Source organism: Candidatus Darwinibacter acetoxidans (assembly GCF_041936445.1).
Lineage (GTDB): Bacteria > Bacillota > Limnochordia > Darwinibacteriales > Darwinibacteriaceae > DTU010.
The window spans coordinates 1-1,319 of sequence record NZ_JBHGXH010000040.1 but is presented as its reverse complement, the minus strand read 5'-3'; the positions used below and the strand labels follow the sequence as shown (position 1 = coordinate 1,319).

Here is a 1,319-nt window from a genome sequence, read left to right as displayed (position 1 = left end):
TGCGGTCTGGGTGGATGTAGATGGGTATCTCAGGAGGAGCCTTCACCTCGAACTGTCCATCCTCCGTAACTTCGGCTCTCAGGTCCAACCGGCTCTGGAGGATGATCGCCAGCCGCTGTGCTGTGTCCCCGAGGAAGTCCTCCTGCTGGATTAGTAAGACTGGACCAGTACGCTGGACAGGATACTTACCCAGGAACGGCGTACCTGTAGCCACGGATACGGCCACATCAAAGGTAAGCCAAGTCTTATAGGAGCCGGGCGAAGCTACTACGAAACCGATCGTGGCCTCGGGAAGCCAATCCTGTATCAACCAAGACACTTGACTGCTGCCGTGATGGGCCATGTACTCCCGGATGTTGACGACACTAAACGGACTGGTAGACGTCCGCCGGGTGCCGTCATCCTGGGGCTGGCTCTGTGGCACAGTGCCCCTGCGGCGAGCCGTCTTACAGACGGACTCGACTGTTGCCGCTACTTCATGGTCGGGAAGAGGAGGACGATTCTTCTCATTCCACTGGCGGATGATAGCAAGGACCACGTCCTTCGGCATACCCTTACCGATCAGGTATCCGCACAATCTAGCACAGGCGTCATTGCGTTGACCCTTCCCCACCCCAGCCAGTAAGCCGGACAGCCACTTGGGGCTGCTCCCCTCACCGTCACGTTCCGCCGGTGTATGGGAAGTGAGGAGACCTACCAAATGCGGCGGTAGCTTTCCGGGCTTACCACGACGTGTCCACTCATACAGTCGTCCAGAGGAGTGAACAGACGGCGGCGCTACGACGTACCCACCGTCAGCCCGTATATCGACTCCCGGCAACAAACCAACCCGGTTCGAGATATGATCCACGTCTTCCGGATAGCGGCAGTAAAGATGATAACCGCCCCGCCCTGTTTTAACGATGAGATCAGTTGGGGCCTGCTCGTAGATCCTGGCTCCACTCTCGTTACCACCCTTATCCGGATCTAAGTCGATGACTACAATCCCAGAAATTTTGCCGGTGACTATCCCAATGTTGGCGTTTGGGTACTGCTGCCACCACTGGCGGATCTCCTCTTCTGTGGGCTTACGGTTCTGGTACTCGATCCACGGCACCAACGGGCGCTTGCCGCCAGGTTGGACAGGAATCACAGAGAGTCCGCTCCGCCACAGCTCCAATGCTGACTCCAGGAGAGTATTCACCCTATATATTCACCTCCATGTCGCCACAGGGCGGCGGTAGCGGTCACTCCTTAGTTATGGTGGTTCCGCTTTTAGCTTTGTCCTCTTCCTGCAGGTCCTCGGGATCAATGAACAGTTCGTAAGATTCCACCTTGTA

Annotated in this window: 1 protein-coding gene; it reads right to left on the bottom strand. The window is 56.8% G+C overall.

Annotation, left to right across the window (positions count from 1 at the left end; genetic code table 11):
• Window positions 1-1,132 (bottom strand): bifunctional DNA primase/polymerase (locus ACE4YL_RS01360; RefSeq protein WP_461369064.1); only part of this gene is annotated, 1,132 nt, incomplete at its 3' end.
• Between the last annotated feature and the right edge of the window lie 187 nt (window positions 1,133-1,319).